Annotated in this window: 18 protein-coding genes, 1 tRNA gene and 2 pseudogenes; 8 read left to right on the forward strand and 13 right to left on the reverse strand. The window is 70.9% G+C overall.

Features of this window, described 5'->3' with window-relative positions; translation table 11 throughout:
* Window positions 1-5: 5 nt before the first annotated feature.
* Window positions 6-831: pseudogene (locus tag ACFUO4_RS29370) on the forward strand (LuxR C-terminal-related transcriptional regulator); the annotation flags it as partial.
* Here ACFUO4_RS29370 and tamR read toward each other — a convergent pair.
* Window positions 793-1,290, reverse strand: a complete 498-nt coding sequence (gene tamR, locus ACFUO4_RS29375) for a MarR family transcriptional regulator TamR (protein WP_383490759.1) — start codon at window positions 1,288-1,290, stop codon at window positions 793-795. The pseudogene ACFUO4_RS29370 and the gene tamR sit on opposite strands and share 39 nt — an antisense overlap.
* Before the next feature lie 89 nt (window positions 1,291-1,379).
* On the opposite strand from tamR, the gene ACFUO4_RS29380 reads away from it, so the two are divergent.
* From ACFUO4_RS29380 to ACFUO4_RS29390, 3 genes are read left to right on the forward strand one after another with little or no spacing between them, the layout of a single operon-like run.
* The gene (locus ACFUO4_RS29380) at window positions 1,380-2,174 is read left to right on the forward strand and encodes a trans-aconitate 2-methyltransferase (RefSeq protein WP_383490555.1); all 795 of its coding nucleotides are present in this window, start codon (window positions 1,380-1,382) and stop codon (window positions 2,172-2,174) included.
* A gap of 35 nt (window positions 2,175-2,209) precedes the next feature.
* Window positions 2,210-2,572, forward strand: coding sequence for a glyoxalase (locus ACFUO4_RS29385; protein ID WP_383490557.1), 363 nt, complete (start codon window positions 2,210-2,212; stop codon window positions 2,570-2,572).
* A 60-nt stretch (window positions 2,573-2,632) separates the two neighbouring features.
* Window positions 2,633-2,806, forward strand: coding sequence for a CsbD family protein (locus ACFUO4_RS29390; RefSeq protein ID WP_383490559.1), 174 nt, complete (start codon window positions 2,633-2,635; stop codon window positions 2,804-2,806).
* Between the two features lie 28 nt (window positions 2,807-2,834).
* Here ACFUO4_RS29390 and ACFUO4_RS29395 read toward each other — a convergent pair whose 3' ends face one another.
* Window positions 2,835-3,512, reverse strand: a complete 678-nt coding sequence (locus ACFUO4_RS29395; RefSeq protein WP_079311418.1) for a TetR/AcrR family transcriptional regulator — start codon at window positions 3,510-3,512, stop codon at window positions 2,835-2,837.
* Window positions 3,509-4,519, reverse strand: coding sequence for a fatty acid desaturase (locus tag ACFUO4_RS29400; protein WP_079311417.1), 1,011 nt, complete (start codon window positions 4,517-4,519; stop codon window positions 3,509-3,511). Before ACFUO4_RS29400 ends, ACFUO4_RS29395 begins: the two co-directional genes overlap by 4 nt.
* Before the next feature lie 303 nt (window positions 4,520-4,822).
* On the opposite strand from ACFUO4_RS29400, the gene ppc reads away from it, so the two are divergent.
* Window positions 4,823-7,558 carry a phosphoenolpyruvate carboxylase gene (gene ppc, locus ACFUO4_RS29405; RefSeq protein WP_079311416.1) on the forward strand — a complete coding sequence of 912 codons (2,736 nt, stop codon included), beginning with the start codon at window positions 4,823-4,825 and terminating at the stop codon, window positions 7,556-7,558.
* A 145-nt stretch (window positions 7,559-7,703) separates the two neighbouring features.
* On the opposite strand, the gene ACFUO4_RS29410 is transcribed toward ppc, so the two are convergent.
* The 8 genes and pseudogenes from ACFUO4_RS29410 to ACFUO4_RS29445 form a co-directional block, all read right to left on the reverse strand.
* A complete protein-coding gene (locus tag ACFUO4_RS29410; protein ID WP_383490562.1) occupies window positions 7,704-8,387 on the reverse strand; it encodes an LPXTG cell wall anchor domain-containing protein in 684 nt (227 codons plus the stop codon).
* 135 nt (window positions 8,388-8,522) lie between these two features.
* Window positions 8,523-9,029, reverse strand: coding sequence for a hypothetical protein (locus ACFUO4_RS29415; RefSeq protein ID WP_383490564.1), 507 nt, complete (start codon window positions 9,027-9,029; stop codon window positions 8,523-8,525).
* 52 nt (window positions 9,030-9,081) lie between these two features.
* Entirely contained in the window at window positions 9,082-9,684 is a 603-nt protein-coding gene (gene pth, locus ACFUO4_RS29420) for an aminoacyl-tRNA hydrolase (RefSeq protein WP_079311413.1), read from the reverse strand.
* 95 nt (window positions 9,685-9,779) lie between these two features.
* Complete coding sequence (locus ACFUO4_RS29425; protein WP_079311412.1) at window positions 9,780-10,373, reverse strand: 50S ribosomal protein L25/general stress protein Ctc; 594 nt, start codon at window positions 10,371-10,373, stop codon at window positions 9,780-9,782.
* 201 nt (window positions 10,374-10,574) lie between these two features.
* A complete protein-coding gene (locus ACFUO4_RS29430) occupies window positions 10,575-11,555 on the reverse strand; it encodes a ribose-phosphate diphosphokinase (protein ID WP_059196110.1) in 981 nt (326 codons plus the stop codon).
* 134 nt (window positions 11,556-11,689) lie between these two features.
* Window positions 11,690-13,138 carry a bifunctional UDP-N-acetylglucosamine diphosphorylase/glucosamine-1-phosphate N-acetyltransferase GlmU gene (gene glmU, locus ACFUO4_RS29435; protein ID WP_383490567.1) on the reverse strand — a complete coding sequence of 483 codons (1,449 nt, stop codon included), beginning with the start codon at window positions 13,136-13,138 and terminating at the stop codon, window positions 11,690-11,692.
* A 115-nt stretch (window positions 13,139-13,253) separates the two neighbouring features.
* Window positions 13,254-13,324, reverse strand: a tRNA-Gln gene (locus ACFUO4_RS29440).
* Between the two features lie 6 nt (window positions 13,325-13,330).
* Window positions 13,331-14,202: pseudogene (locus ACFUO4_RS29445) on the reverse strand (hypothetical protein).
* 167 nt (window positions 14,203-14,369) lie between these two features.
* On the opposite strand from ACFUO4_RS29445, the gene ACFUO4_RS29450 reads away from it, so the two are divergent.
* A complete protein-coding gene (locus ACFUO4_RS29450; protein WP_079311409.1) occupies window positions 14,370-15,680 on the forward strand; it encodes a sensor histidine kinase in 1,311 nt (436 codons plus the stop codon).
* A 30-nt stretch (window positions 15,681-15,710) separates the two neighbouring features.
* Here ACFUO4_RS29450 and ACFUO4_RS29455 read toward each other — a convergent pair whose 3' ends face one another.
* Together ACFUO4_RS29455 and ACFUO4_RS29460 are read right to left on the reverse strand one after the other, a co-directional pair.
* Window positions 15,711-16,205 carry an SUKH-3 domain-containing protein gene (locus tag ACFUO4_RS29455; protein ID WP_383490569.1) on the reverse strand — a complete coding sequence of 165 codons (495 nt, stop codon included), beginning with the start codon at window positions 16,203-16,205 and terminating at the stop codon, window positions 15,711-15,713.
* 150 nt (window positions 16,206-16,355) lie between these two features.
* Window positions 16,356-16,949, reverse strand: a complete 594-nt coding sequence (locus ACFUO4_RS29460) for a YwqJ-related putative deaminase (protein ID WP_383490571.1) — start codon at window positions 16,947-16,949, stop codon at window positions 16,356-16,358.
* A gap of 373 nt (window positions 16,950-17,322) precedes the next feature.
* On the opposite strand from ACFUO4_RS29460, the gene ACFUO4_RS29465 reads away from it, so the two are divergent.
* Window positions 17,323-18,366 (forward strand): SMI1/KNR4 family protein, encoded by a 1,044-nt coding sequence (locus ACFUO4_RS29465; protein WP_383490573.1) that lies wholly within the window; start codon window positions 17,323-17,325, stop codon window positions 18,364-18,366.
* A gap of 8 nt (window positions 18,367-18,374) precedes the next feature.
* The gene (locus ACFUO4_RS29470; protein WP_383490575.1) at window positions 18,375-21,611 is read left to right on the forward strand and encodes an SUKH-4 family immunity protein; all 3,237 of its coding nucleotides are present in this window, start codon (window positions 18,375-18,377) and stop codon (window positions 21,609-21,611) included.
* The last annotated feature ends 21 nt before the right edge of the window (window positions 21,612-21,632 follow it).

Consider the following 21,632-nt stretch of genomic DNA (forward strand, 5'->3'; position numbering starts at 1 on the left):
GTTTCGTGGTTCGCATCCGAGTCCTGGTCGTCGACGACCATCGCATCTTCGCCGAGTCGCTCGCCGCAGCCCTGGCGGCCGAGCCCGACGTCGACGTCTCCGCGGCCGGCAGCGGTCCCGCCGCGCTGCGCAGCCTGGAGCGCGCGGCGGCCGAGGGCCGCCGTTTCGACGTGCTGCTCGTCGACGCCGACCTGGGCGGCAACGTCCAGGGCATCCGGCCCGCCGTGCCCGTCCAGGAGGCGGGCGAGGACGGTCTCGTCGACGGCATCTCACTGGTGGCCGGGGTGCGTTCCGCACAGCCCGGCGTCCGGATCGTCGTGCTGGCCGAGAAGGACGATCCGCGGCGCGCCGCGCTCGCTCTTCAGGCCGGTGCGTCCGGCTGGGTGGCCAAGGACTGCTCGCTGTCCCGGCTGCTGACCGTCATACGAGGGGTGCTGCGCGACGAGACCCATCTGCCGCCCGCCCTGCTCACCGGGGTGCTGCGGGAGCTGACCGCCGCGCGCAAGCACCGCACCGAGAGCGAACGGCTGGTGGAGTCGCTCACCCCGCGCGAGCGCGAAGTGCTGCGCTGCATGGTCGCCGGGCTGGGCAGAAAGGCCGTCGCCGAGCGGCTGTTCCTCTCCCCGCACACCGTGCGCACCCATATGCAGAACGTCCTCGGCAAGCTGGGCGTGCACTCCACACTGGCCGCCGTCGCACTCGCGCGGCGGGCGGGGGTCGGACCGGTGGATCTGGAGCCGGCCGGACGCATCCGGGCGGAGGAGACGCACACCGCCTGAGCGGTGCGACTCCTCAGCCGGGGATGTTGTCGAACGGGGCGGTCAACTGGCGCAGCAACCCCGCCAGTTCGCCCCGCTGGGCCTGGGAGAGCTCCGCGAGGATCGCCCGCTCCTGGTCGAGCAGTCCGGCCAGGGCCTGGTCCGCGCGGTCCCGGCCCTCGTCCGTCAGCCGGACCAGCACGCCCCGGCGGTCCGAGGGGTCCGGCAGCCGCTCCACCAGGCCCTTCTTCGCGAGCCTGTCGATACGGTTCGTCATCGTGCCCGACGTCACCAGGGTCTGCGTCAGCAGCTGGCCCGGCGAGAGCTGATACGGCGTTCCCGCACGCCTGAGCGCGGTCAGGACGTCGAACTCCCAGGGCTCCAGGCTGTGCTCGGAGAAGGCCAGACGGCGCGCGCGATCCAGGTGCCGGGCCAGTCTGCTCACCCGGCTGAGCACCTCGAGCGGTTCCACGTCGAGGTCCGGGCGCTCCCGGCGCCACGCAGCGACCAGCCGATCGACCTCGTCCTCCATGACGATCAGTGTAGTGGTTGTGTCGATGTGAAGTCTCTTGATGTGAAGTCTCTTGACGTCAAGATATATCGACGGGCACAGTGGGTCTCATGACGACTTGGGACCCCGCCCAGTACCTGCGCCACGCCGACCACCGCGCCCGCCCCTTCGCCGACCTCCTCGCCCGCGTACCCGACCTACCGGGCGACCCGGCCCGCATCGCCGACCTCGGCTGCGGCCCCGGCAACGTCACCGTCCTCCTCGCCGACCGCTGGCCCACCGCCCGCATCACCGGCTACGACAACTCACCCGAGATGCTCGACAAGGCCCATGTCGAGTACGCGGGCCCCACCCCGGGCGGCGGCGGCCTCGACTTCGCCCACGCCGACGTACGGACCTGGGCGCCCGAGGGGTCGTACGACCTCATCATCAGCAATGCCACGCTCCAGTGGGTCCCCGGGCACGTGGAGCGCTTCGCCGACTGGATCGGCGCCCTCACCCCCGGCGGCACCCTCGCCTTCCAGGTCCCCGGCAACTTCGACGCCCCCAGCCACCGGCTGATGCGCGAACTCGCCGCCTCCTACGGCCTCTCCGACGCCCTGCGCCACGAGGACGCCGTCCACACCCCCGAGGCCTACCTCGCCCACCTCACCGCCCTCGGCTGCACCGCCGACGTCTGGGAGACGACGTACGTCCACCTCCTCACCGGCGAGGACCCGGTGCTGGACTGGGTGAAGGGCACCGGACTGCGGCCCGTCCTCACCGCCCTCGCCGACGACCCGGCGGCCCGCGAGAAGTTCCTGACCGCCTATCGCGCCGCCCTGCGCGAGGCCTACCCGGCGGGCCCGCACGGCACCCCGTTCCCGTTCCGCCGCATCTTCGCGGTCGCCCGCAAGGAGGCGTGAGGGATGATCGCCGCGCCATGTCAGGGAGTACGTCCATGATCACCGCCGTCGACCACGTCCAGCTCGCCGCCCCGCCCGGCTCCGAGGACCGGCTGCGGGCCTACTACGCCGGTGTCCTCGGCATGACCGAGATCCCCAAGCCGCCCGCGCTCGCGGCCAGGGGAGGGTGCTGGTTCCAGGCCGGGCCCGTCCAGCTCCACCTCGGCATCGAAGCCGCCTTCCGGCCCGCCCTCAAAGCCCACCCGGGGCTGCGGGTCACCGGCATCGACAGCTACGCCGCCCGCCTGGAGATCCGGGGCGCCACCGTCACCTGGGACACCGACCTGCCGGGCCACCGGCGGTTCTACTCCTACGACCCCGTCGGCAACCGGCTGGAGTTCCTGGAACCGCGCGTTTGAGCGACCGCGTCACGGTTCACCCGGCAGCCGGGAAACGCAACCAGTCGGGAGTGAGTGACAGTGGCGAAGGACCAGAAGGCCAAGGCCAAGAAGGAACAGGCCAAGGGCAAGGCCAAGGAGGCCGTGGGCCGCGCGGTCGGCAACGAACGGCTGACCAGCAAGGGCCGGGCCGAACAGATGAAGGGTGACGCGCGCCAGGCGAAGGAGAAGGAGAAGGACATCTTCAAACACTGACGCCTTCACCGTGAGGGCGCCGCAGGGCTCAGCTCTTGCGGCGCCCTATCAGGTGCGGCTTCGCCTCCAGGCCGTCCAGGCCGTGCCAGGCCAGGTTCACCAGGTGGGCCGCGACCTCCGCCTTCTTCGGGCGGCGGACGTCCAGCCACCACTGGCCCGTCAGCGCGACCATGCCGACCAGCGCCTGCGCGTACAGCGGGGCCAGCTTGGGGTCGAAGCCGCGGCTCTTGAACTCGCGGCCCAGGATGTCCTCCACCTGCGTGGCGATGTCCGAGATGAGGGACGCGAAGGAGCCCGTCGACTGCGGGATGGGGGAGTCGCGGACCAGGATGCGGAAGCCGTCCGTGTACTCCTCGATGTAGTCGAGGAGCGCGAACGCCGCCTGCTCGCACAGCTCACGCGGATGCCCCGCCGTCAGCGAGCCGGTCACCATGTCCAGCAGCCGCCGCATCTCACGGTCCACGACCACCGCGTACAGCCCCTCCTTGCCGCCGAAGTGCTCGTACACCACCGGCTTGGAGACCCCGGCCTTCGCCGCGATCTCCTCCACCGACGTGCCCTCGAAGCCCTTCGCGGCGAACAGGGTGCGGCCGATCTCCAGCAGCTGGGCGCGGCGCTCGGCGCCCGTCATCCGCGTGCGACGGGTGCGCCGCGGCTTGTCATTGCTCTCGGTGCTGCTGGAGTCGGTCGCCACGGCGTCAATCATGCCGCCTCTACGGCGTCCTTCCGGCGTCGGGAGCCGTCTTCACCGGTGTTGCGGCGCGAATCGATACGCGAGCGTGACGGCCAGCGCACGTCGTACGCCCAGCCGGCCAGCTCGAACCAGCGGATCAGCCGCGCCGAGGAGTCCACCTGGCCGCGCATCACACCGTGCCGCGCCGACGTCGGGTCCGCGTGGTGCAGGTTGTGCCAGGACTCGCCGCACGACAGCACCGCCAGCCACCACACGTTGCCCGAACGGTCCCGCGACTTGAACGGCCGCTTGCCCACCGCGTGGCAGATCGAGTTGATCGACCAGGTCACGTGGTGCAGCAGGCAGACCCGCACCAGCGAGCCCCAGAAGAACCCGGTGAACGCGCCCCACCAGGACATCGTCACCAGACCGCCGATCACGGCCGGCAGCGCCAGGGACAGCATCGTCCAGTAGATGAAGTTCCGGGAGATCGAACGGATCGCCGGGTCCTTGATCAGATCCGGCGCGTACTTGTCCTGCGGCGTCTGCTCCTCGTCGAACATCCAGCCGATGTGCGCCCACCACAGGCCCTTCATCAGCGCCGGGACCGTCTCGCCGAACCGCCACGGAGAGTGCGGGTCACCCTCGGCGTCGGAGAACTTGTGGTGCTTGCGGTGGTCGGCCACCCAGCGGACCAGCGGGCCCTCGACCGCCATCGAGCCCGCGATCGCCAGCGCGATCCGCAGCGGCCGCCTGGCCTTGAAGGAACCGTGCGTGAAGTAGCGGTGGAAACCGATCGTGATGCCGTGGCACCCGAGGTAGTAGAAGAAGACCAGCAGGCCGAGGTCCAGCCAGCTCACGCCCCAGCCCCACGCCAGCGGCACCGCCGCCAGCAGCGCGAGGAACGGGACGGTGATGAAGAGCAGCAGCGTGATCTGTTCGATCCCGCGCTTCTGCTCCCCGCCCAGCGTGGCGGAGGGCAGGGGTGAGCCGTCGGTCGCCTTCGGGGCGTCACCGATCACATCGGAACTTGTGGTCATGGGGCGTCCCCTGTGGGGTTCGAGGGTTGGAGAAGGGCCGTGGTACCGGTAACCACACGAGAAGCAGAGCGGGACTTCCCTACGGTTCCGTAACCTACGGCGTCGTAAGTATGGCAGCGCGTCGCCCGACGGCAAGAGCCCGAGAGCCTGCGCGTCCGCACCGGCACCTATCCTGGAGTCGTTCGGACAGCGCGGTCCGCTCTCATTTCTTCCCGGATGCCCGGCCCGTATGCGGCAGCCGCCGCGCGACGGTCACCCGGGTTCCCTCCAGGACGAGTTTCAACACTGCAAGGAGCCGCACCTGTGAGCAGTGCCGACGACCAGACCACGACGACGACCTCCAGTGAGCTGCGCGCCGACATCAGGCGGCTCGGTGACCTCCTCGGCGAGACCCTCGTCCGGCAGGAAGGCCCTGAGCTGCTGGAACTCGTCGAGAAGGTCCGCCGCCTCACCCGCGAGGACGGTGACGCCGCCGCCGAGCTGCTGCGGGGCACGGAACTGGAGACCGCCGCCAAGCTGGTGCGCGCCTTCTCCACCTACTTCCACCTGGCCAACGTCACCGAACAGGTGCACCGAGGCCGCGAGCTCAGAGCCAAGCGCGCCGCCGAGGGCGGCCTCCTCGCCCGCACCGCCGACCGCCTCAAGGACGCCGACCCCGAGCACCTGCGCGCCACCGTGCAGAACCTCAATGTGCGTCCCGTCTTCACCGCCCACCCCACCGAGGCCGCCCGGCGCTCCGTCCTCAACAAGCTCCGGCGCATCGCCGAGCTGCTGGAGACCCCGGTCCTGGAGACCGACCGCCGCCGCTACGACACCCGCCTCGCCGAGAACATCGACCTCGTCTGGCAGACCGACGAGCTGCGCGTCGTACGCCCCGAGGTCACCGACGAGTCCCGCAACGCGATCTACTACCTCGACGAACTGCACGCCGGCGCCGTCGGCGACGTCCTGGAGGACCTCACCGCCGAGCTGGAGCGCGTCGGCGTCACGCTCCCCAAGGAGACCCGCCCGCTGACCTTCGGCACCTGGATCGGCGGCGACCGCGACGGCAACCCCAACGTCACCCCCCAGGTCACCTGGGACGTCCTGATCCTCCAGCACGAGCACGGCATCAACGACGCGCTCGACATGATCGACGAACTGCGCGGCTTCCTCTCCAACTCCATCCGCTACACCGGAGCGACGGAAGAGCTGCTGGAGTCCCTGCGCGAAGACCTCGAGCGCCTCCCGGAGATCAGCCCCCGCTACAAGCGCCTCAACGCCGAGGAGCCCTACCGGCTCAAGGCCACCGCGATCCGCCAGAAGCTGGAGAACACCAAGCTCCGCCTCGCCAGGAACACCCCGCACGAGCCGGGCCGCGACTACCTCGGCACCAGCGAACTGCTGAACGACCTCACCCTCATCCAGACCTCCCTGCGCGAACACCGCGGCGGCCTGTTCGCCGAGGGCCGCATGAACCGTACGATCCGTACGCTCGCCGCCTTCGGCCTCCAGCTCGCCACCATGGACGTCCGCGAACACGCCGACGCCCACCACCACGCCCTCGGCCAGCTCTTCGACCGCCTCGGCGAGGAGTCCTGGCGCTACGCCGACATGCCCCGCGACTACCGCGGCAGGCTGCTCGCCAAGGAACTGCGGTCCAGGAGGCCCCTGGCACCGACCCCGGCCCCGCTGGACGCCGCCGGCGAGAAGACCCTCGGCGTCTTCCACACCGTCAAGCGCGCCCTCGACGTCTTCGGCCCCGAGGTCATCGAGTCGTACATCATCTCCATGTGCCAGGGCGCCGACGACGTCTTCGCCGCGACCGTCCTGGCGCGCGAGGCCGGCCTCATCGACCTGCACGCCGGCTGGGCCAAGATCGGCATCGTGCCGCTCCTGGAGACCACCGACGAGCTCAAGGCCGCCGACACCATCCTGGAGGACATGCTCTCCGACCCCTCCTACCGGCGCCTGGTCGCGCTGAACGGGGACGTCCAGGAGGTCATGCTCGGCTACTCGGACTCCTCGAAGTTCGGCGGCATCACGACGTCGCAGTGGGAGATCCACCGCGCCCAGCGCCGCCTGCGCGACGTCGCCCACCGCTACGGCGTGCGACTGCGCCTCTTCCACGGCCGCGGCGGCACCGTCGGCCGCGGCGGCGGCCCCTCCCACGACGCGATCCTCGCCCAGCCCTGGGGCACCCTGGAGGGCGAGATCAAGGTGACCGAGCAGGGCGAGGTCATCAGCGACAAGTACCTGGTGCCGTCGCTCGCGCGGGAGAACCTGGAACTGACGGTGGCCGCCACCCTCCAGGCCTCCGCCCTGCACACCGCCCCGCGCCAGTCCGACGAGGCGCTCGCCCGCTGGGACGCGGCGATGGACGTGGTGAGCGACGCCGCTCACGCGGCCTACCGCCGCCTGGTCGAGGACCCCGACCTGCCGAACTACTTCCTCGCCTCCACACCGGTCGACCAGCTCGCCGACCTGCACCTCGGCTCCCGGCCCTCCCGCCGCCCCGGCTCCGGCGTCTCCCTCGACGGACTGCGCGCCATCCCGTGGGTCTTCGGCTGGACCCAGTCCCGGCAGATCGTCCCCGGCTGGTTCGGCGTCGGCTCCGGCCTCAAGGCGCTGCGCGAGGCCGGCCTCGACACCGTGCTCGACGAGATGCACGAGCAGTGGCACTTCTTCCGCAACTTCATCTCCAACGTCGAGATGACCCTCGCGAAGACCGACCTGCGCATCGCCCGCCACTACGTCGAGACCCTCGTCCCCGCCGAGCTCCAGCACGTCTTCGCCACCATCGAGGCCGAACACGCCCTCACCGTCCGCGAGGTCCTCAAGGTCACCGGCGAGAGCTCACTCCTCGAGGCCCAGCCCGTCCTGAAGCAGACGTTCACCATCCGCGACGCCTACCTCGACCCGATCTCCTACCTCCAGGTCGCCCTGCTCAAGCGCCAGCGCGACGCCGCCGCGGCCGGCGAGGAACCCGACCCGACCCTGGCCCGCGCCCTGCTCCTCACCGTCAACGGTGTCGCGGCGGGCCTGCGCAACACCGGCTGAGGCCGCACGCGCACACGACGGTGCCCCCGAGCTTCGGACAAGCTCGGGGGCACCGTCGTATCAGCGGCTACGCCTCACGGCGACGGACAGCGGCTAGGCCTTACGGCGAAGGACAGCTGCTAGGCCTGACGTCGGCGGTCAGCGGCTATGCCTTACGGCGGCGGAAGACCAGGTAGCCGCCCGCGGCCACCAGCGCCGCCGCGGCGCCGCCCAGCAGACCCACCGGGGCGCCGTTGCCGGTCTCCGCGAGGTCACCGCCGTCGCCGCTGCCGCCGCCCTGGGCGGACGGCGACGAGGACGCCGACGGCTCCGAGGACGACCCGCCGGCGGGCGCCGACTCGGACGGCGAGGCGGAGGGAGAGGAGGAAGCCGGCGAGGAAGCGGACGAGGACGGCGTCTCGCTCGGCTTGCCGTCGTCGGAGCCCTCGCAGTCGGTCCAGAAGACCTTGTGCTTGGCCGCGCCCTTCTCGCCCTCGAAGTTCCAGAACAGCTTGTAGTGGCCGTCGGGCAGCGACAGGTCCTCGGTCCGGCCGTGGCCCTCGGCGTCGAGGGTGATCTCGCCGGACTTCACCGTCTCGCCCTTGACGTCGGCCGTCGGGGCCCAGGCCTCGATGTGCCAGTCCACCTCCTGGACGGAGTCGAAACCGAACGCGTCGAGGTAGAAGGTGCACACGTGCGGCTCGTTGCGGCGCAACTCCTCGCCGGTGGTGGCGTCGTGGATCTTCACAGTGCCGTTGTCACCGGGAGCGGTGGCATAGGCGTTCGGGGCCGCGAACAGGGCGGCAGCGGCGACGGCGGACAGGGCGCCGGCACGGATGAGGCTACGCATGGGGCAGTCCATCTTCGAGATGTGGCAGGGAAGATGTGGAGGGGGCGGCTCAGCTTCCAGCCACGACTGACCTCAGGTCAATCACGAACAGACAACACTCACACCCTTCACAGAAAGACAGAACGGCGAAAGCTTTCAGATCGTCACGAAAGCTGCGGTGAGCAGCGCGACACCCGCCCCCGCCATGACCCACGCGCCCCGCGCACGCCCCAACCCGCCCGCCACCACGACCGACGCCAGCAACAGCGCACCACCCAGCGGAACCCAGGCATAGAGAATCCCGGCAGGCCCGGACCGTACGACCTCGTCACTGCTCGGCTTCACGACGACCGTGTACGTCTCGCCCTTCTTCACGGCGACCGTCTTCTCGATGACGACCTCGGCCCGCGCCGTGGACCCCTCGGAGACCGGCGTGTACGGCCCGCTGCACGTGTCCTCCCCGCACCGCGTCACCTCGATCGTGCCGCTCTCCCGGCCCTTCGTCAGCATCACGTGCTGCGCGGTGCCCCACGACGCCCACACCCCCGCGATCAGGATCAGCACCGCGACCGCACCCATCGCCGCGAGCCGCCCGAACCGGAGGGCGGCAGCCGAGGCCTGGCGGGCGGAGACGGAGGCGGTGGCAGGCATGGCCGGGATCATTGGCCATGCCTGAACGGCCCGTCAACCTGGGCCCGGTCCGCGACCGGACAAGTCAGGAGTTGTACGTGCTTTGCGCCCGCTCCAGCCCCTCGATCACCAGACACTCCACCGCGTCCGCCGCCCGGTCCACGAAGTAGTCGAGCTCCTTGCGCTCCGCGGAGGAGAAGTCCTTCAGCACGAAGTCCGCGACCTGCATCCGCCCCGGAGGCCGCCCGATCCCGAACCGCACCCGGTGATACTCGGCACCGAACGCCTTCGTCATCGACTTCAGCCCGTTGTGCCCGTTGTCCCCGCCCCCGAGCTTCAACCGCAGCACCCCGTAGTCGATGTCCAACTCGTCATGAACGGCCACGATGTTGGCGACGGGCACCTTGTAGAAGTCCTTGAGCGCGTTCACCGGCCCACCGGACAGGTTCATGTACGACATCGGCTTCGCCAGGATCACCCGGCGGTTCAGCGGCCCCGGCGGCCCGATCCGCCCCTCCACGACCTGCGCCTGCGCCTTGCCGGCCCGCTTGAACCTCCCCCCGATCCGCTCGGCCAGCAGATCGGCCACCATGAAACCGACGTTGTGCCGGTTGGCCGCGTACTCCGGCCCGGGGTTGCCGAGCCCGACGATCAGCCAGGGCTCGTTGGCGGGGGTCGTCACGTCCATGTCTCCTCGATATGCGCCGGCCGCCACTCCCGTACGGAAGCGGCGGCCGGTGAATTCTTGCAGAGCCCCTGCGAGCTACCGCAGAGCCTTCAGGCTCAGGCCTCGGCGGCCTCGTCGCCCTCGGCAGCCTCCTCAGAGGCCTCCTCGGCCTGCGCGGCCAGCACCTGGAGAACGACAGCGTCCTCGTCGACGGCCAGGGTCACACCGGAGGGCAGCTTGATGTCCTTGGCGTGGATGGAGGCACCGGCCTCCAGGCCCTCGACGGAGACCGTGACGGCCTCGGGGATGTGGGTGGCCTCGGCCTCGACCGGAAGCGCGTTCAGCACGTGCTCCAGCAGGTTGCCGCCGGCGGCCAGCTCGCCCTCGGCGTGGACCGGGATCTCGACCGTGACCTTCTCGCCACGCTTGACCAGCAGCAGGTCGACGTGCTCCAGGAAGCCCTTGATCGGGTCACGCTGAACCGACTTCGGGATCGCCAGCTCGTTGGTCTTGCCGTCGATGTCCAGGGAGATCAGGACGTTCGGCGTACGCAGCGCCAGCAGCAGGTCGTGGCCCGGGAGGGTCAGGTGCAGCGGGTCGGAACCGTGGCCGTAGAGAACACCGGGAACCTTGGCGTCACGGCGGATGCGACGGGCGGCACCCTTGCCGAACTCGGTACGGGTCTCGGCGGTGAGCTTCACCTCGGACATGATCACTCCTCGTATGGGTGAGAAACGGACAGGTCACCCGGCCACGAACGGCCTGCTACGAAGAGCGCGTCGATAACGGATCGCCGACCTCACCAGAAATGAGGACGGCCTCCCTCGCCGAGCAACTTGTGCAGTGTACTCAGCAAGGAAGGCCGCAGAAAAATCGATCATGCAGAAGCGTTCTGCCCCATGGGCAAGGGCCTACTGCTCGTCGAACAGGCTCGTCACCGAACCGTCCTCGAACACCTCACGCACCGCACTCGCGATCGTCGGCGCGATCGACAGCACCGTCATCTTGTCCAGGTCACGACCCAGCTCACCCGGCGTCGGCAGCGTGTTCGTGAACACGAACTCGCTCACCCGGGAGTTCTTCAGCCGGTCCGCCGCCGGACCCGACAGCACACCGTGCGTCGCCGTCACGATGACGTCCTCGGCACCGTGCGCGAACAGCGCGTCCGCGGCAGCGCAGATCGTGCCACCGGTGTCGATCATGTCGTCGACGAGCACGCAGACGCGACCCTTCACCTCACCGACCACCTCATGCACGGTGACCTGGTTCGCCACGTCCTTGTCCCGCCGCTTGTGCACGATCGCCAGCGGAGCGCCGAGACGGTCGCACCAGCGGTCGGCGACACGAACACGACCGGCGTCAGGAGACACGACCGTCAGCTTGTCCTTGTCGACCTTCGCCCCCACGTAGTCCGCCAGCAGCGGCAGCGCGAAGAGGTGGTCGACCGGACCGTCGAAGAAACCCTGGATCTGGTCCGTGTGCAGATCCACCGTGAGAATGCGGTCCGCGCCGGCCGTCTTCATCAGATCGGCGATGAGACGGGCCGAGATCGGCTCACGCCCGCGGTGCTTCTTGTCCTGACGCGCATACCCGTAGAACGGCACGATCACGGTGATGGAACGCGCCGAAGCCCTCTTCAGGGCATCGATCATGATCAGCTGCTCCATGATCCACTTGTTGATCGGAGCCGTGTGGCTCTGGATCAGGAAGCAGTCCGCACCACGCGCCGACTCCTGGTAACGGACGTAGATCTCGCCATTGGCGAAGTCGAAGGCCTTCGTCGGGACGACCCCGACACCCAGCTGCTGGGCGACCTCCTCGGCAAGCTCGGGGTGGGCGCGGCCGGAGAAGAACATCATCTTCTTCTCGCCGGTCGTCTTGATCCCGGTCACAGCACTGTCTCCTCAGAGGTGTCTCAGCTGGGTGTCGAGAGACCTCGCCGCTGGGCGCGACGGGGCCGTCTCAGCTGGTGGGGTGCGGGTGTGCACTTATCACGGTACGCCGTGTTTGACGCACCTGTTTCCGGTCAGCCCTCGCTGCCCGGCTCCCGGGAAGCCGCCTCGGCCGCCTTCGCCGCCGCGCTTCCCGGACGCTTACGGGCCACCCAACCCTCGATATTCCGCTGCTGGCCACGGGCCACGGCCAGCGAACCGGGCGGCACGTCCTTCGTGATCACCGACCCTGCGGCGGTGTACGCGCCGTCCCCGACCGTGACAGGCGCCACAAACATGTTGTCCGAACCCGTCCGGCAGTGCGACCCGACGGTGGTGTGATGCTTGTCCTGCCCGTCGTAGTTCACGAACACGCTCGCGGCACCGATGTTGGAGTACTCGCCGATCGTCGCGTCACCGACGTAGGAGAGATGGGGAATCTTCGTCCCCTCCCCGATCGAGGCGTTCTTCGTCTCGACGTACGTCCCGATCTTGCCCTTCGCGCCGAGGCGGGTACCGGGCCGCAGATAGGCGTACGGCCCCACGGACGCGTCCGGGCCGATGTGCGCCCCGTACGACACGGTGTTGTCGACGCGGGCCCCGGCGCCCACGTGGGTGTCGGTCAGCCGGCTGTTGGGACCGACCTCGGCGTAGGAGCCGACGTGAGTGGTGCCGTGCAGCTGGGTGTTCGGGTGGACGACCGCGTCCTGATCGAAGCTGACGGTCACGTCGACCCAGGTGGAGGCGGGGTCGATGACGGTGACCCCGGCGAGCATGGCCTCGGTCAGCAGCCGGTCGTTGAGAATCCGGCGGGCCTCGCTGAGCTGGACGCGGTTGTTGATGCCGGCGATCTCACGGTGGTCGGCGGCGACGGAAGCCCCCACGCGGTGACCTGCCTCGCGCAGAATCCCGAGTACGTCGGTGAGGTACTCCTCGCCCTGCGAGTTGTCGGTCCTGACCTTCCCGAGAGCATCGGCGAGCAGCTGCCCGTCGAACGCGAACACCCCGGAGTTGATCTCACGGATCGCGCGCTGCGAGTCGGAGGCGTCCTTGTGCTCGACGATCTCGGTGACGGCACCCGAGGCGCCGTCCCGCACGATCCGCCCGTACCCCGTGGCGTCCGGGACCTCGGCGGTCAGGACGGTGACGGCGTTGCCGTCGGTGGAGTGCGTGTGCGCGAGGGCGCGGAGGGTCCCACTGGTGAGGAGGGGGGTGTCCCCGCAGACGACCACGACGGTCCCGTCGACGACCCCACCGAGCTCTTCCAGTCCCATCCGTACGGCGTGCCCGGTGCCGTTCTGCTCGGCCTGGACGGCGGTCCGTACGTCGGGGTCGATGTCGTTGAGATGCGCGGTGACCTTCTCACGCGCGTGCCCCACGACGACGACGAGATTCTCGGGGTCCAACTCACGGGCTGCGGCGAGCACATGGCCCACGAGGCTGCGGCCGCAGAGCTCATGGAGAACCTTGGGTGTGGTCGACTTCATACGGGTGCCCTCACCCGCTGCGAGAACGACGACGGCTGCCGGGCGGTTGGCGCTCACGGGATGCCCTTCGGCTGTGGAGGGGGTGGGGTGACATCCGCAGGATACCGGGGTGTTTCTTGGGGGACATGAGTGTGGGCCCTGACTGTGCTGTCAGGGCCCACCTCGGGTTGGGCTCCCGGGGGAGGACTCGAACCCCCATAAGCGACACCAAAAGACGCTGTCCTGCCCTTAGACGACCCGGGATCGCCCTTATGTCCGGTTCGGTAGATCGTCCGGACGGACAGCTCCTACTATGCCGTACCAGGAGCCCTCGATGCGACGGTACAGATCGGCTCCTTGTCGCACTTTGATGCTGAGGCAGCCGCGATACGCGTCTCCTGTGTTCTTGCGTACCGTCGTCGGATTGTGTTTCTTGCGGATCGTCTTGCCGAAGGCTGTCGCGTCGATGCCGACGATGTCGGCCCAGTAGCGCTCGGCGGCTTCGACATCTGCGGATTCGTGGATCATGACGCGGCAGTTCAGCCGCTCGCGGTCCACTTCGAGCAGGTCGAGCCAGACCAGGAAGACGGCGATCATGCCTGGGTCGCTGTTGACGAACTCCACGGTTTCCCGGCGCGCGTGCGGCTTGTCCTTGGTTCCCTCGGCCCAGTACAAGGCCACGCCAATGATGAACAAATCGCGGTCCGACAGCTCACCCACGGCTTCCGCTGCCGCCTCCTTTGTCGCCTGCCGCTCCTCATCCTGCGCGGCACGCAGTCGTGCCAGCCCCGCGTTCATCCGCGCCCGCTGCTCCTCCGGCGTGCACTTGGGCTCTGGATGCGGCAGATCCCGAACCCACAGCGACACCGAACTCTTCGACAGCCCAGCTCGGCCTGGATCTGGTTGTACGTCCACCCTTGCTTGCGTAGCTCCCGCGCCCTCTCGCGCAGGTCGTCCTTCGCTCGCGGTCGCTTCGTCCATTCCGGAGGTGGCTCGCCCTCTACGAGGCGTTGCAGGGTCTCCTTGTTGTGGACCTGGAGCTCGTCGCGGATCTGGCGAAGGCTGTAGCCCTGGCGCCGTAGCGCCACCGCCCGCTCCCGCAGCCCCTCGGAGTCGGCGTATTTGCCAGGTGAAGTTGCCATAGGCATACCGTCCAGACGGAATCTCCGCTTCCGGGGTCGAACAGGGGCTGGTTCAGCAGTTCGAGGGAAATCGGGCGGTTTCGCTTCTGGCCGGTCACGCCATGTGGTGTAGGCCAGTACCGGAAACTCACCGGAAAAGCCGCGCCTTGCGCCCGTAGGCTGGAGGCATGACCACGACGGGGGAAGACCACGCCGCGGCCCGGACGGGGCCGTGGTGGTGGGCCAGGTGGCGTACCGCACTGTTGGACATCGGCCTCGCGTTCGTCTCCGTGCTCGAGTGCGCGGTCGAGGGCGTCGACTTCGCCGGGGACGCCGGGATCCCGACGGCGGCGGGGGTCGTCTTCGGGGCGCTCGCCGGTGCCGCGCTGCTCGTGCGGCGGAAGTGGCCGATCGCGGTGGTGCTGGTGTCCATCGCGATCACGCCTGCCCAGATGGGGTACCTCATGGGCATCGTCGGCCTGTACACCCTCGCCGCCTCCGAGCTGCCGCGGCGGATCATCGGGTCGCTGGCCGGGATGTCGTTCGTCGGCATGCTGATCGTGATGTTCGTGCGGGTGCGGCAGAGCATGGAGACGGGGGAGAGCGACCTCGGGGGGTGGTCCGTTCCGTTCGCCGCGATCGCCATTTCGATTGGGTTGACCGCCCCGCCCCTGCTGCTCGGGCTGTATGTCGGGGCTCGGCGGCGGCTGATGGAGAGTCTCCGTGAGCGTGCCGACAGTCTGGAGCGGGAGCTTCAGCTGCTTGCCGAGCGGGCGGAGGAACGGGCCGAGTGGGCGCGTAATGAGGAGCGGACCCGGATCGCCCGGGAGATGCACGACGTCGTCGCGCATCGGGTGAGCCTGATGGTGGTGCATGCGGCCGCGTTGCAGGCCGTTGCGCGGAAGGATCCGGAGAAGGCCGTCAAGAACGCCGCGTTGGTGGGGGACATGGGGCGGCAGGCGCTGACCGAGTTGCGGGAGATGCTCGGGGTGCTGCGGAGCGGGGACGGGGCTGCCGCGCGGCGGGCCGCAGTGCCGTTGGCCGCTGTGGGGGTTGCCGCTGCGGCTGCCGCTGCCGCGTCGAGGGCCGTGGAGGAGTCCGACGGGCCTTGTCTGTCGGAGTTGGAGGAGTTGATCGGGCAGTCGGCGGCCGCGGGGATGGTCGTGGATCTGACCGTGGAGGGGGATGTGCGGTCGTACGCGGGGGAGATCGAGCAGACCGCGTACAGGGTCGTGCAGGAGGCGTTGACCAACGTCCACAAGCACGCGGCGGGCGCGAAGACGCACGTACGGCTCGCGCACCGGGGGTCGGAGATCGCGATGCAGGTGGAGAACGAGCCGCCGCCGGAGGTGTCGGTGGCGTCGTCGGCGCGGTTGCCGTCCGGGGGGAACGGGCTGGTGGGGATGAAGGAGCGGGTCGCCGCGCTGGGCGGGGTTTTTGTGTCCGGGCCGACGGACGCGGGGGGTTTCCGGGTGTCGGCGGTGATTCCGGCGGTGTAGCGCGGCGTTGCCCGGGGTCGCCGGGGTGGTTCAGCTTGCCGTGAGGCGTATCGGTTCCATGCCTGCGACGAGGGCGGCGAGGGCGTGGTCGATGTCGGGGCCGAGGTACCAGTCGCCGGTGTGGTCGAGGACGTAGGCGCGGCCTTCGGTGTCGATGGCGAGGAGGGCCGCGGTCTCGGTCTCGGTGCCGAGGGGGCAGACGTCGGTGTCGAGGGCGCGGCCGAGGTCGGCGAGGGTGCGGGCCATGTGGAGGCCGTGCAGGGGGTCGAGGTGGAGGTGGGCGGGGGCGACCTGGCGGCCGGGGCCGGTGGGGGTGATGTGGAGGCCGCCGAACTCGGCCCAGGCCTCTACGGCGGCGGGGAAGACGGTGTGGCGGTGGCCGGCCGGTGAGGTGTGGTCGCGGAGGGCGTCGGCCCAGATCTCGGCCTGTTTGATGTCCCATCGTCCGGGTTGCCAGCCGGCTGCGCGCAGGGCGGCGTCGACGGGTACGGGGAAGCGGGTGGTGCTGGTGCGGTCCGGGTGCATCTGCCTTCGATCGTCGTGGTCATGGGTGTGGTGCGGCTGTGGCTGTGGCTGTGGCTGTGGCTGTGGCTGTGGCTGTGGCTGTGGCTGTGGCTGTGGCTGTGGCTGTTGTGGTTGCGGTTGTGGCTGTGGTCTGGGGTTCGTGCGTGGGGGTCAGTCGTCCGCCGCCGGGTCGACGATGCGTACGCCGAAGTGGGCGCTGAGGGCAGTGCAGGCGCGGCAGGGGGCGGCGAAGCTGCCGTGGAGGGGGTCGCCGTCCTCGCGGATGCGGCGGGCGGTGAGTTTGGCCTGCTTGAGGGCCTTGCGGGCCTCGCCGTTGGTCATGGGTTTGCGGGCGGCGCGTTTGGTGCGGGCGGCGTCGGCGGCGGCGAGGTGACGGGAGATGAGGATCGTCTCGGCGCAGCGGCCGGTGAAGCGGTCGCGCTGGGTGGATGTGAGGGTGTCGAGGAAGTCCTGCACGAGGTGGTGCAGGGGTGGGGCCTCGTCGCCGCGGGCGGCGGTGCCGGTGAGGGTGGCGCCGCGGACGGAGAGGGCGGCGGCGACGGTGGGGAGTATGCCGTCGCGGCGGTGGCGCAGGGTGGGGGCGTGGGCGGCTTCGCTGCTCCAGCCGATGCGCGGGTCGCCGGACAGTCCGGTCCGCGGGTCGGCGGACGGTCCGGTCCGCGGGTCGGCGGACGGTCCGGTCCGCGGGTCGCCGGGTGTGGCTGGTCGCGGTCCTGGGTGCGGTCCCGTCTGCGTCGTATTCATGATCATCATCCCCTCCGAGCATCCCCCCGGATCACACAGAGTGCCAAATGCCGTGGCTGGTGCGGAAGCTGGGGCGGTGCGACACGCCCGTGTTTGGGCGGGCTGTCACGGCGGGGTGACGGCTGGTCACGGAAGCGGAGGGCGGCTGACCGGTGCCCGGTGACCGGTGTCGTCGTACCGCATAGGCTGTCGGCACCCGCATGTATGCGACCGCGTGTGTGCGACTTCGTGCACGCGACTGCGTGTATGTGGTCAACACGCTGGAGAACGTCGGAGAAGTCGAATACGGGCTGGGGTGGCGGGGCGGAGCCGGGTGGACCGGGGCCGGGCCGGTCGCCGCGGGTCGTACAGAGTGCCGCAGGGGGCAACCGCCATGACGACAGGTCGGCTCGGGCAGCAAGCCGCGCCGCCGAACGCGGCCTATGCCGGGCAGGTCGTGCATTTCCCGGATCCGGTCCGGGCTGCCCGTCACCCGAGGGGGGTGCGGGTGGACGAGCGCGGCTATCCGGACTTCTCGGCTTATGCGCGTGCAGCTGCGGAGATCGCCGATCCGCCGGAGGGCTTCGGTGTTGACGAGCTTCGGCTGACCGACTATGTGTCGGCGAACGCGGCGCTCGCGGCGACGGGCCATGAGCTGTGGGACACGATCCCGGCGGTGGCGACGCCGCACGGCTGGACGTGGCATCACGTGGTGGGTTCGCGCCGTCTTGAGCTGGTGCCGGTCGAGGTGAAGGCGCTGCTGCGGCATCACGGCGGCATCGCGACGGCGGCGGTGGAGCACGGGAAGCGGGGGACACGGCCGTTGCAGGAGACGCGGCCCGCGCACTTCGGGTTGCCGAAGTCGGGTACGGCGGTGTCCGAGTCGCAGGTGCTGGGGGTCGAGGAGGATCTCGGGTACCGGCTGCCGGGTGCGTACCGGTCGTTCTTGAAGGCGGCGGGCGGGTGCGCCCCGGTGGGCACGGCTCTGGACCCGGAGTTGGGTCTGCTGGTGGACCAGCCGTTCTTCACGGTGCGGGACGAGGCGGCCGTCAACGACCTCGTGTACGTGAACAAGTGCCTGCGTGACCATCTGACCAAGGACTACCTGGGTGTCGGCTTCGTGCAGGGCGGGCTGCTGGCGGTGAAGGTGAAGGGCGACCGGATCGGTTCGGTCTGGTTCTGCGCGTACGACGACGCCCGCGACGTCGATCCTTCGCTGGCGCCGGCGGAGCGGGTGGAGCGGCTGTTGCTGCCGTGCGGTGATGACTTCGATGTGTTCCTGTCCCGACTGGCCGGTTCTCCGCCGGAGTTGGAGACGGTGGCGAACCTGATGGTGGACGGCGGTTTCGCGCGGTCCGTGCCGGTGGCGGCCGCCGGAGCCGGAACTGGGGCTGGAGCCGGGGCTGGAGCCGGGGCTGTTGCCGGGGCTGGGGAGTGAGCTGACCGATGGTGACGTTCGCGCAGGCGCAGGAGCGCGCGGAAGAGTGGATCAACGGGGACGTGCCCTCGTACCAGCACCGTGAGGTGCGGGTGCGGGAGTTCGAGCTCGGGTTCGTGGTGTGGGCGGAGGACCGCGCGGACGGTCCGCGTTCGGACGGCGGCGCGCAGCGGCTGGTGCTCGCCCGGGACAGCGGGGAGGCCACGTTGTGGCCGGCGCTGCCGGTGGGTGAGGTGATCCGCCGGTACGAGGAGGAGTACGGGCGGGCTGCGCAGGACGCGGCGGCCGCGGCCGCGTCGGCGCCTGCGGCTCGGGTGGATCTCAATCAGACGTCGTTCCTTCTGACGCCGCCGGAGTGGTTGCAGGAGGCGGCGGACCAACTGGGGATTCCGGATCGGCGGGCCGGGTCCGGGTCCGGGTCCGGGGCCGGGTCCGGGGCCGGGTCCGGGGTCGGTGTCGGGTCTGATGCCGGGGCCGGGATGGGTCAGGGTTCGGCCGGTGCCGGTGCCGGTGCCGGTGCCGGTGCTGGTGCGGGTGCCGGTGCTGGTGCGGGTGCCGGTTTCGGTGCGGGTTCTGGGGGTGGCGCCGGGGTCGGGTCTTCGGCGTTGCCTGAGACGCAGGCCGGGGTGCCGGTCGGGCCGGGGAACGGGGCCGTGGGGTCCGGTGCCGGTGCCGGTGCCGGTGCCGGTGTGGGCCTGGGTGCGGGTGCGGGTGCGGCTTCGGCTGGTGGTGCGCCGGGGGCGCCCTCAGCGTCGAGTGCGCCGGGGGCGCGTGATGTGCCCGCTGGGGCGACTCCGTGGGCCGGGACCGACACCAACGCCGATGCGGGCGACGACCGTTCGGTGCCGTTGCCCGCGACCGTGTTCGCGCCGCCGCTGAGTGGGACCGACGACGACACTCCGCCGCCCGCGACGCCGCCGGAGGCCAAGACCGCGCTCATGTCGGGCGGCAGCCAGCTTCCGCCTACGGCGCTCGCACCGGCGCTCGACGATCCGAATGCGCCGGGTGCGTCTGTGGGTGCGCCTGCGCCTGGCGGTCCGGGTGCGCCGGGGGCGCCTGGTGGGCACGGGGCGCTCGGGGTGCCGGGTGCGCCGGTGCCGGGTGCGCCTGCGCCGGGTGGCGCGGCGTACGGGTATCCGCAGGGTGCGGGGGGTGTGGGTGGTGCTGGAGCGCCGGGTACGCCCCCTCCGGGTGCGCCGCCCGTGACTGCGCCGGGTGCGCCGCAGGGCAGTACGCCGCCGCCTGTTCCGGGTGCTTCTTCTTATGGCTATCCGCAGGGGCCCGGGGGTGCGCCGGGGGCGCCTCAGCCTCCTGTGGGCGCCGGCGGGCCCGGCGTTCCGGGGGCGCCCGAGCGGCCGCTCGCGCCGAACGCCGGGGACATCGCCGACGCCGCGACCAGCAAGGCGGCGCCTCCGCCGCGCCGTGTGCGTGGGGGTGCGACGCCGCCTCCGCCGCCGAGTGCTCCGGGGGCGCCGGGCGCGCGAACGGGCGGTACGCCTCCGCCTGCGCCGGGTGCGCCCGGTACGCCGGGAGCGCCGGCCGGTGGGTATGTGCCGACGCAGCTCGTGTCCGCGCTCGGGCCGGACGGTCCTGAGGGTGGGCCTGCGGGGCCCGGCGCGCCGACTCCGCCGGGCGCCCCTCAGTCGCCCGGTGCGCCGAACCCGCCCGGCGGTACGCCTCCGGGCGGCATGCACCATGCCGCGACGATGCTGGCCGACCCGGGGCGTATGGGCCCGGGTGGGGGCGCTCCGCAGCCGCCGGGCGCCCCTGGCGTGCCCGGTGCGCCGGGCGTGCAGACTCCTCCGGGCGCCCCGGGTGCACCTCACGCGCCGGGCGCTCCGGGAGTTCCTGGCGCCCCCGGTATCGCGGGTGCGCCTGGCGGCCCTGGGGCACCGCACGCCCCCGGCGCTCCGGGTGTCCCCGGCGCACCGCAGGCTCCTGGCGCCCCGGGTATGCCGGGTGCGCCGGGCTCTGCCGGAGGTGCGCGGGGTGCGGTTCACCAGGCGGAGACCATGCTGGCCGCGCCGCCGGTCGGCGGCCCCGGCGCGCCTCCGCCGCCGTCCGCCCCGGGCGCACCCGGCATGCCCGGCGCACCTGGTGTTCCGGGCGCCCCGGGCATGGCGCCGGGCGCGCCTCAGCCGATGGCGCCCGGTGCGGTGCCGCCTCCCGGTGCGGTGCCGCCTCCCGGTGGGATGCCGCCCGGTGCCGTACCGCCGCCGGGGCAGCCCGGGCCCGGTCAGGCGCCGGCGTACGGATACCCGCAGCAGGGGCAGCCGACCGTCGGTCCGGGCTACCAGGCCGTGTTGCGCTACCGCGCGCAGGACGGGTCGGAGCAGCAGCTGATCCGGCGTTCGGCGCCGGGTACGCCGCACCCGGAGTGGCAGATCTTCCACGAGCTGCGGGCGATGAACATCCCGCCGGACCAGGTGCTGGAGCTGCACACGGAGTTGGAGTCGTGTGAGCTGCCGGGAGCGTACTGCGCGCGGATGATCCGGGAGCAGTGGCCGCAGGCGCGGCTCGCGAGCATCGCGCCGTACGGCACGGACCACGCGAGCCGGCAGCAGGGGATGCAGCAGTTGCTGGCGCACCAGGGCGAGTTGCACCAGGTGGCGGACGGGCCGGCGCGGCCGGGACCGGTGCGCGCCCCGCTTCCGCCGGTGCAGGCGGCGCCGCCGATTCCGCCGGAGGGCGTGGCGCAGGAGCTGGCGGGGGCGTTCGGGCCGGGGATCTTCCGGTTCGAGCAGGCCGCGGTGTCCCGGCAGGGGGTGCCGCCGGTGGTGGCGCACTCGTTGGTCGCGGCGGGGCTGCCGATGGACATGGGTCCGTTCTTCTGGGCGCAGGCCCAGCCGGGCCGGCCCGTGCCGACGCTGGCGGAACTGGCGCAGGAGCGCGGGGTGCAGCCGGCCGCGGACGCGGGGTCGTACCTGGTGATGGGCAGTGACTTCGGCAGGGCGATCTGTGTGCAGTACGGGACGGCGAACATCGTGGCCGTGCCGGTGGAGGCGGGGCCCGGTGGGGCGCCCGTGCCGCCGCAGTTCGTGAACACGGGGCTGCCCGAGTTCCAGCGGTGCCTGGCGCTGCTGGGGCGGATGTGGCGGCTCAGGTTCGGGCTGAACCAGGAGCAGGCGGGCCGTTGGACCGTCGACTTCCAGGCGCAGCTGGCCTCTCTGGACCCGGCGGCGCTGGGTTCGCCGGAGAGCTGGTGGTCGGTGCTGCTCGAGCAGATGTGGGACGGGCTGCTGTAGGGCCCGTCGCGTGGGCGACGC

Origin of the sequence: Streptomyces sp. NPDC057280 (assembly GCF_042668605.1) — a bacterium.
Lineage (GTDB): Bacteria > Actinomycetota > Actinomycetes > Streptomycetales > Streptomycetaceae > Streptomyces.

What these genes read in the sequence shown, in the direction of transcription:
- ACFUO4_RS29470 (WP_383490575.1), top strand. Translation starts at nt 18,375, where the DNA reads ATGGTGACGTTCGCGCAGGCGCAGGAGCGCGCGGAAGAGTGGATCAAC.
- ACFUO4_RS29425 (WP_079311412.1), bottom strand. Translation starts at nt 10,373, where the DNA reads ATGTCCGAGGTGAAGCTCACCGCCGAGACCCGTACCGAGTTCGGCAAG.
- ACFUO4_RS29415 (WP_383490564.1), bottom strand. Translation starts at nt 9,029, where the DNA reads ATGATCCCGGCCATGCCTGCCACCGCCTCCGTCTCCGCCCGCCAGGCC.
- ACFUO4_RS29450 (WP_079311409.1), top strand. Translation starts at nt 14,370, where the DNA reads ATGACCACGACGGGGGAAGACCACGCCGCGGCCCGGACGGGGCCGTGG.
- pth (WP_079311413.1), bottom strand. Translation starts at nt 9,684, where the DNA reads ATGGACGTGACGACCCCCGCCAACGAGCCCTGGCTGATCGTCGGGCTC.
- tamR (WP_383490759.1), bottom strand. Translation starts at nt 1,290, where the DNA reads ATGGAGGACGAGGTCGATCGGCTGGTCGCTGCGTGGCGCCGGGAGCGC.
- ACFUO4_RS29400 (WP_079311417.1), bottom strand. Translation starts at nt 4,519, where the DNA reads ATGACCACAAGTTCCGATGTGATCGGTGACGCCCCGAAGGCGACCGAC.
- ACFUO4_RS29460 (WP_383490571.1), bottom strand. Translation starts at nt 16,949, where the DNA reads ATGAATACGACGCAGACGGGACCGCACCCAGGACCGCGACCAGCCACA.
- ACFUO4_RS29410 (WP_383490562.1), bottom strand. Translation starts at nt 8,387, where the DNA reads ATGCGTAGCCTCATCCGTGCCGGCGCCCTGTCCGCCGTCGCCGCTGCC.
- ACFUO4_RS29395 (WP_079311418.1), bottom strand. Translation starts at nt 3,512, where the DNA reads ATGATTGACGCCGTGGCGACCGACTCCAGCAGCACCGAGAGCAATGAC.
- ACFUO4_RS29465 (WP_383490573.1), top strand. Translation starts at nt 17,323, where the DNA reads ATGACGACAGGTCGGCTCGGGCAGCAAGCCGCGCCGCCGAACGCGGCC.
- ACFUO4_RS29455 (WP_383490569.1), bottom strand. Translation starts at nt 16,205, where the DNA reads ATGCACCCGGACCGCACCAGCACCACCCGCTTCCCCGTACCCGTCGAC.
- ACFUO4_RS29385 (WP_383490557.1), top strand. Translation starts at nt 2,210, where the DNA reads ATGATCACCGCCGTCGACCACGTCCAGCTCGCCGCCCCGCCCGGCTCC.
- ACFUO4_RS29380 (WP_383490555.1), top strand. Translation starts at nt 1,380, where the DNA reads ATGACGACTTGGGACCCCGCCCAGTACCTGCGCCACGCCGACCACCGC.